4 protein-coding genes and 2 pseudogenes are annotated in these 7,398 nt (G+C 59.2%); 5 read left to right on the top strand and 1 reads right to left on the bottom strand.

Features of this window, described 5'->3' with window-relative positions:
• The first annotated feature begins 180 nt into the window (after positions 1-180).
• From RFM68_RS32555 to RFM68_RS32575, 5 genes and pseudogenes are all read left to right on the top strand, one after another.
• On the top strand, positions 181-1,824 hold the full coding sequence (locus RFM68_RS32555; RefSeq protein WP_320237038.1) for a flavin-containing monooxygenase: 1,644 nt from the start codon (positions 181-183) through the stop codon (positions 1,822-1,824).
• Between the two features lie 170 nt (positions 1,825-1,994).
• Complete coding sequence (locus tag RFM68_RS32560; protein ID WP_320237039.1) at positions 1,995-3,548, top strand: trimethylamine methyltransferase family protein; 1,554 nt, start codon at positions 1,995-1,997, stop codon at positions 3,546-3,548.
• 8 nt (positions 3,549-3,556) lie between these two features.
• A complete protein-coding gene (locus RFM68_RS32565; RefSeq protein ID WP_320237040.1) occupies positions 3,557-4,672 on the top strand; it encodes a mandelate racemase/muconate lactonizing enzyme family protein in 1,116 nt (371 codons plus the stop codon).
• Positions 4,672-5,721: a GlxA family transcriptional regulator gene (locus tag RFM68_RS32570; protein WP_320237041.1), complete on the top strand. Its 1,050-nt coding sequence runs from the start codon at positions 4,672-4,674 to the stop codon at positions 5,719-5,721. Before RFM68_RS32565 ends, RFM68_RS32570 begins: the two co-directional genes overlap by 1 nt.
• Before the next feature lie 66 nt (positions 5,722-5,787).
• Positions 5,788-5,994, top strand: a pseudogene (locus RFM68_RS32575) (transposase); the annotation flags it as partial.
• A gap of 100 nt (positions 5,995-6,094) precedes the next feature.
• Here the strand turns inward: RFM68_RS32575 and RFM68_RS32580 are convergent.
• Positions 6,095-7,189: pseudogene (locus tag RFM68_RS32580) on the bottom strand (transposase); the annotation flags it as partial.
• Positions 7,190-7,398 lie beyond the last annotated feature (209 nt).

Raw genomic sequence — 7,398 nt, forward strand, 5'->3', positions numbered from 1 at the left:
GCAAGCGAGCGCCAACCGCGCCCCAGTTAACACGGAAGCCGCTCGTCTAATCGGCAGCTGCTCCCCGGCCAGAAACCTGCGCAAATGTAATGAGCGGGTTGATTCTATTTCCGATCCTGATCGCTGTATCGGTCGCCGACCCTCGTCTACACTATGCATAACCACAACGAGGATAGATCAATGGCAGGCGCCGGGAATGCAAGACTCCTCGACACGCCCCACGGCGCTTCGTTCGACGTCATGATCATCGGCGCCGGGTTCGCCGGAATGTACATGTTGCATCGAGTTCGTTTGCTCGGTCTGTCGGCGCTCGTTCTAGAGGCGGGGTCAGGTGTTGGCGGAACCTGGTACTGGAACCGCTATCCTGGCGCGCGATGCGATGTTGAAAGTATGCAGTACTCCTTTTCATTTTCAGACGAACTGCAACAAGAGTGGCGCTGGACCGAACGGTATGCTTCGCAGCCGGAGATCTTGGCATATGCGAATTACGTCGCCAAGAAGTTCGACCTTTTGCCAGACATAAGGTTCGATACCAGGGTCACAGACGCGATCTATCGGGGAGAAGACTGCAGATGGCTTATATCGACTGACAAAGGCGCACGCTATAATGCCAAGTGGTGCGTTATGGCGACGGGGTGTTTGTCGGCTGCCCAAACTCCGAAGATCCCGGGGTTGGACACCTTCGAGGGGCGAATTTTCCACACTGGCAACTGGCCTCGGGAGCTCGTCAGTTTCGCCGGTCATGTTGTAGGAGTGATTGGAACGGGGTCTTCCGGCATACAGGTCATACCGAAGATCGCGGAGCAGGCGAAACATCTATACGTCTTTCAACGCACTCCAAACTTTACGGTGCCGGCGCGAAACCGGCCGATCGACCTTGAGTACGAGAATTCCTGGAAGCAGAATTACCGTGAACGGCGCGCCAAGGCGCGCAGCATGCCCGCGGGAATCCTGTGCGATATTGGCGAGAAGTCCGCCTTGGCTGTCTCTCCCGACGAACGCAGCCAGGAATACGAGAAGCGGTGGACCGAAGGCGGGACCGGTTTTACGGCGGCCTTCTCGGACTTGCTGAGAAACGCCGAGGCCAATGCGACCGCTGCTGACTTCGTGCGTGCCAAGATCCGCACCTTGGTTGAAGATCCAACAGTGGCCGAGCGCCTGATCCCAACGGACCATCCTATCGGTGCCAAGCGCATTTGCGCCGATACCAAGTACTTCGAGACGTTCAATCGTGAAAATGTGACATTGGTCGATCTACGCGCCAATCCGATCAGCGGTCTGTCGCCAGGTGGAGTCACGGCGGGCACCGACTTTTTTGGACTGGATAGTCTGGTCTTGGCGACAGGCTTTGATGCCATTACGGGAGCACTCAACAAGATCAACATCGTCGGGCGTTACGGACGCAAGCTTGCGGAAAAGTGGCAGTACGGTCCAAATACCCTTCTGGGCATGATGAGTTCTGGCTTCCCGAACTTGTTTATTATCACAGGTCCGGGCAGTCCGTCAGTCTTGACCAATGTCGTGGTTGCTATCGAGGACAACGTTGAGTGGATATCCAAATGCATCGCGCATTTGGTGGAGACGAACGCCGACTACATAGACGCAACTGCGCTGGCTGAAGAGACTTGGATGCGGCAAGTCAGGGAGGCGGCGCAAGGAACGTTGTACCCCGAAGCGAAATCCTGGTACCTGGGCATGAACATTCCCGGAAAACCTGCCGTGTTCATGCCATACGTGGGCGGCCTGCCTGCCTACCAGCGCATCTGTGAGGAAGTGGCTGCCGAGGGATATAAGGGCTTCCAGATTAGAATGACGCGGGATTAAACCAACCAGGCGACGCGATAAAAGCTCTTCACGATGCCGCCTCAACTAATGCCATGGCCCTTTTGTCAACAGCCGCGTGAGACTTTTGCATTAGGTCAATTTCCACGCATTAGGCAATAGTTGCCCGCGGCCCACGATCGGTCTGCAACACAATTCGTCTGGAGGCCGGCATGACAGCTCAACTACAAGTCTCTCGTAGAGGCGGGCGTGAAGCGCGGCGCACGATCCGCACGGCTCCGAAGATCGACATGCTGCCGACGCTGAAGCGTGGGCTGCCGGTGATGGAGCCGATGGATGCCGAGCAGGTCGAGCGCATCCACGAGGCGTCGCTCGCGATCCTTGAAGACGTCGGCGTGGTCTTTCGCGACCCGATCGCGATCGAGGACTGGAAGAGGGCCGGAGCGGATGTGCGCGCGGACGACCGGGTTCATCTCGACCGCGGCCTGGTCATGGAGCTCATCAAGACCATTCCCTCCAGGATCGAATATTTCGCGCGTGATCCGGCCAAGAATGTCGAGCTCGGCGGGCCGAAGTCGATCTTCGTTCCGATGACCGGCGCGCCTTATATGCGCGACCTCGATGACGTCAGGCGTGGCCCGACGATCGCCGACCTCGGCACCTTCCACAAGCTGGCGCACATGATGCCGGCGCTGCATTCATCGGCACATCATATCGTCGAGCCGATGGACCTCGTCGTCGCACATCGGCACCTACACATCACCTATTCGTCGATGAAGCACTCCGACAAGATCTTCATGGGCATGACCACGTCGCCGAAGAATGCCGAGGACGTGCTCGACATGTGCGAGATCCTGTTCGGCGAGAGTTTTCTGGAGACGCATGCCGTCACGACAGGCAATTGCAACGGCAATTCGCCGCTGGTCTGGGACCAGGTGATGCTCGGCGCCATGCGCGCCTTCTGCCGCCGCAACCAGCCGGTGCTGTGCTCGCCCTTCGTCCTCGGCGGCGCCAACACGCCGGCCTCCACCGCGGCGGCGGTGGCGCAGCTCAATGCCGAGGCGCTTTCGGCGCTCGCCTATACCCAGGTGATCCGCAAGGGCTGCCCGGCAATCTACGGACACTATCTTTCGACCGTGTCTATGCAGTCCGGCGCACCGATGGCGGGAACGCCGGAAATCTCGCTGATGAATTTCATGATCGGCCAGATGGCGCGCCGCTACAACGTGCCTTGGCGCACGTCGAACCTGCTCGGCGGCGCCAAGGTCTTCGATGCTCAGGCGGGCTATGAGAGCGCGATGACCATGATGGCCGTGCTGATGTCGGGCGCCAACTACATCTGGCATTCAGCAGGCTGGAATGAGGCCGGCATGCATTGCTCGATCGCCAAGTTCGTCGTCGACGCCGAGGTCTGCGCCATGGGCTATCGGATGACGGAAGGCATCCAGTGGGACGATTTCGACGAGGCCCTGGCCGCCGTGCGCGATGTCGGGCCGGGCGGCCATTACCTTGGCCATCCGCATACGCAGGCCAATTTCGAACGGGCGTTCTTCATCCCGAAGCTGTTCGACAACAACTCAATCGAGCAGTGGTACGCGGATGGCTCGAAAGACATCAAACAGCGCGCGCTCGATCAGGCCAGGTTCCTTTTGGCAGAGTACCGGGAGCCCACGCTGGATCTCGCAAAAGACGAAGAGCTTCGGGCATATATCGATCGCCGCTCTCGCGAAATTCCTGCGGTGGACGCTCTCAACGACGAATACTGAGGCTGAAGATGCGAATAGAAGCAATCAACGTTTACAGCTGTCTGCTGCCTGTCAAGGGCGGCACTGGCTACCGCATGGCCAGCGATAACGTCCAGTTGCTTGACAGTACGCTCTTGGAAGTCGTCACCGACCAAGGGTTCATAGGATGGGGGGAGACCTGCCCTATCGGGCCCGTTTATCAACCCCACCATACTCTTGGCGCCCGGGCTGCGATCGCCGAGGTCGCACCCGGCCTGATCGGGCAAGAGGTGTCCTCGATCCGGCGTCTCGCCAAGGTTATGGACGACCGGTTGAATGGGCACGGCTATGCCAAGGCGGCATTCGACATGGCCATTCTCGACCTGCTTGGCCAGAAGCTCGATGTGCCGGTTTCGACACTATTGGGCGGAGCCCTCACGGACCGAGTCCCTTCCTATTATTCGACAATAGTCGGCACGCCCGAGGAAACGGCCCGCATTGCTGCCGATAAGGTGAAAGCAGGATACCCAAGGCTGCAGATCAAAATCGGCGGTCGCGGTCTCGAACAGGACGTGACGACGGTTCACAAGGTTTGGGAGGCTGTCGGCTATAAGGCCAGGATAGCCGTGGACGGCAACAGGGGCCTGACTGTCGCCGCCGCCATCCATCTCGACCGGCTTTGCGAAACCATTCCCTTCGCCTTTGAACAACCTTGCAACACAATGGATGAGGTCGCCACCCTGAACGGTAGGCTGACACACCCGATCTATCTCGATGAGAACACGGAAGACCTGAATGCCGTCCTCCGCGCAATCTCGTTGAATATTGCTGATGGCTTTGGGTTGAAGGTCACGCGCCTAGGCGGCCTCAGCAAGATGACCATCGTTCGCGACATGTGCGCTATCAGGTCCCTGCCCCATACCTGCGATGACGCGTGGGGCGGCGATGTGATCGCGGCGGCTTGCGTGCATCTCGCCTCCACCGTGGAACCGAGGCGCTTCGAAGGTGCCTGGATCGCTCAGGAGTATATCGAGGGTCACTACGATCCTGAAAATCCGATAGTCATCAGAAATGGCCATATCGAAGTCCCGCAACGCCCCGGGTTGGGGGTCAAACCAGAGCTGGGCAAGTTAGGCGCCCCGCTCGCCACCTACTACGGTCGCTGATGAACGCTCCGGCTACCATTCTTCTCGCGCTTAAGCCCGTCGAGCGGCCAAATGACGTTTCGCTCGATGAGGCGCTGCACGTCGGTGTACTGGTGTTGCCGGGATTTTCGCATCTGTCTTTGCATGCTTATATCGAGCCGCTCCGCATGGCGAATGCTTTGTCGAAGGCAACGCTGTTTGGCTGGCAGGTTGTGGGGATGCACAAGACGGCTGTTTCGGGTGCGAACGGCATCTCGATTTCCGTCGACATTGCCGCTGACGAACTCAGTGGCACAAATCTTCGCATCAACCAGCTTGTGGTCATCGCCGGCGAGCAGGTTCAGCAGCAGTTAACACCCCAATTGCATGCGTTCTTGCGACGTGTCGCAAGGCAAGGCATCTCGATTACGGCTCTTGGCACCGCCACTTGGCTGCTCGCCGAAACGGGCCTGCTGACCGATAGCCTCTGCACGATCCATTGGTCGACGCTACCTGCCTTTACCGAAGTATTTCGCAAGCCGCATGTGCGGGAAACAATCTTTGTCAAGGATGGACAGTACTCGACCTGCGCTGGCGAACTCGCCGCCTTCGATCTGGCGGTGGACCTCATTGCAAACCATGCCGGCGCAACTGTTGCCCAGGAAGTTTGCCGGCACGCCATCGTAGATGGGCAGCGTGCCGGCTCAAACCGCCAGACTGCCCCGTCCGGTATTTCCTATGCAAATGTCAGCGCAAAGCTGGTGCTCGCTATCCAAACGATGGAAGCCCATCTCGACAATTTGCTATCAATAGACACGGTCGCTATTCGTGCCGGAGTCTCGCGGCGGCAACTGGAGCGCCTCTTCCTTGAACATGTCGGCGTCTCGCCTGCAAAGCATTACATGAAAATCAGGGTAGATCACGCCAAGCGGCTGATCCAGGGGACAAGGATGCCTCTGGTGGATATAGCCATCGCGTGCGGCTTCATTTCAGCTTCTCATTTCTCCAAATGCTTCAAAGCCATCCACAGAATTACCCCCCAACAATGTCGTCTGGAGGTGCCGGCGTGGGTGGGACCGGGCCTCGGGTAACAGTGTGGGCCGGGCTCCAGTATGGCACAACTAGTTCTGCGCAAGTCAACACCTGCGCCTTTCGCAGACGGCCGGCGCGAGGTGCTTGGCATGGAGATCGGTGCCTCGGAGGCCGAGCCGATCTGGACCGAGTTCCTGCGCAAGCTGACCCGCCGCGGCCTGCGCGGCGTCAAGCTTGTCGTCTCAGACGCACATGAAGGCCTCAAGGCGGCCGTCACCTATGTGCTATGCGCCACTTGGCAGCGCTGCCGCGCGGGGCTGTTGAGAAAGTCGACTTCCCCATGCATGGTGCGAGATAACGAGGTCCTTGCCGTGAGAACTTCGGGATTCCGTCTCAGGGTTCCTCGATCGGCGCCATATTGAGCGTCAGCAGCACCAACCCGAGCAAATGGGCCAATAAAGCGGCCGCCAGCCGTTTGAGGTTCACCGCCGCGGCCGTGAGGTAGGCCTGGATCGTCTGCGAGCTCTCAGCAATGCCGGATAGTCATTCCCCACAACAACCGCCTTGTTGGCGCGCCCTTTGGATAGGAAGATGGAGGCAAGGTCGCAGCCTGCGCAATCTCTGGCGCGCGAGTAAAAGAAGCGCCCATACTTCAAGGGCCGCTTGGGGTGCAGGACCGCAGGACCTTGCCTCGAAGGCACTTCAGGATGTCGTGCTTGGCATCGTAGCGGAAACGACGCAGCGGAACCGGGCTGCGGATCGACTCCGCCTTGGCGGGGATCAACGCATCAATGCCGCGGTTCTCGAAAGCGGCGAACACCTTCGCATAGGCATAGCCGGCATCGGCAGTGACGGTTCGCACGGCCAAGCCCGTCGTCCTCTCGGCGGCATCGATCCGCTCCACGAACATCTGCCCCTCGTTGATCTCGCCGGTAGTCACCACGACATCGAGAACCACGCCGCGCAGATCATCGACAACAGCATGCTGTTTGTAGGCCGGCTCAAGCCGGCGATTGCGGGCGTTTGTCGCCATGGTGGCACATCCGGGTCGGCGACGCAGACCTTCTTGAACTTGTTGGTTTTGCGGCTCTTCCTCGCCTCCGCATCCTCGTTCGCCGCACTCACCGCCTCCATGTGACGAATCGCCAGGCTGTCCCAGCTCACGTCGGCCCGGATCAGCGAAGCATCGACATGGACGATCTCGCCCTTGGCGATCTTGGCGGCGATACAGGCCTGCACCGTGCGCTGAAAGATCCGGCGAAACCGTTCTTCGCGCCAGCGCTGGCGGATGCGTGTCAGGGAAGAATGATCGGGAAGTGCTTGATGCAGACCATAGCCGACGAACCACCGGATCGCGATGTTGACCTGGGCCTCGCGCATCAACCGGCGGTCGTGGACGATCCCAAGCAGGAAACCCGCAAGCATTAGACGGACCGCAACCTCAGGGTCTATTCCAGGGCGGCCGTTGTCGTCGCTATAGAGATCCGCGACCTCGCCGCGCAGCCACGACAGATCAAGCACACGATTGCGTATTTCAGGCGATCGTGAGCACGGATTTCACGAGATCATGAGCAACGATTTCAGACGATCGTGAGCAACGATTTCAGATGATCGTGAGCACCTTTTCGGAGGTGCGGGACGCTTCGGCCGACAACTCAGCTACAGGGTGCCTCGTTCAAACGAGGAAGCCTGATGCCAACCCAGAGATTGTCGATGCGCCGGATCAGAGAAGTTTT

The sequence above is a fragment of the Mesorhizobium montanum genome (assembly GCF_033977145.1).
GTDB classification, from domain to species: Bacteria; Pseudomonadota; Alphaproteobacteria; order Rhizobiales; family Rhizobiaceae; genus Mesorhizobium; species Mesorhizobium montanum.

Coding starts and splice junctions, on each gene's coding strand:
- RFM68_RS32560 (WP_320237039.1), top strand. CDS start 1,995: ATGACAGCTCAACTACAAGTCTCTCGTAGAGGCGGGCGTGAAGCGCGG.
- RFM68_RS32555 (WP_320237038.1), top strand. CDS start 181: ATGGCAGGCGCCGGGAATGCAAGACTCCTCGACACGCCCCACGGCGCT.
- RFM68_RS32570 (WP_320237041.1), top strand. CDS start 4,672: ATGAACGCTCCGGCTACCATTCTTCTCGCGCTTAAGCCCGTCGAGCGG.
- RFM68_RS32565 (WP_320237040.1), top strand. CDS start 3,557: ATGCGAATAGAAGCAATCAACGTTTACAGCTGTCTGCTGCCTGTCAAG.